Annotated in this window: 1 pseudogene; it reads left to right on the top strand. The window is 70.7% G+C overall.

The window, feature by feature from the left end:
* Nucleotides 1-266, top strand: a pseudogene (locus tag MTCD1_RS19380) (hypothetical protein); the annotation flags it as partial.

Raw genomic sequence — 266 nt, 5'->3', positions numbered from 1 at the left:
GCGCAGGTGGGCTCGGTGCTCATCGTGCGCAGCCGGCCGCTCAAGCCCACCTCGGCCGGGCAGTTGCTGCTCAAGCACACCAAGCAGTTGCGCCTGCTGCGCGCCGACCTGGAGCGCGATCTGCAGGACCTCATGCCCAGCGGGCGCGGCGGCGGCCGCGAGGAAGAGCGCATCGCCATCGCCATCAACGCCGACAGCATCGCCACCTGGGCGGTGGACGCGCTCGGCGATCTGGTGCGCCAGCGGTTGCCACTGGAGATCATTGC

The sequence above is a fragment of the Colwellia marinimaniae genome, assembly GCF_002207865.1.
GTDB lineage: Bacteria > Pseudomonadota > Gammaproteobacteria > Enterobacterales > Alteromonadaceae > Colwellia > Colwellia marinimaniae.
The sequence above is the reverse complement of the archived record's forward strand: the minus strand, read 5'-3'. Positions and strand labels throughout refer to the sequence as shown.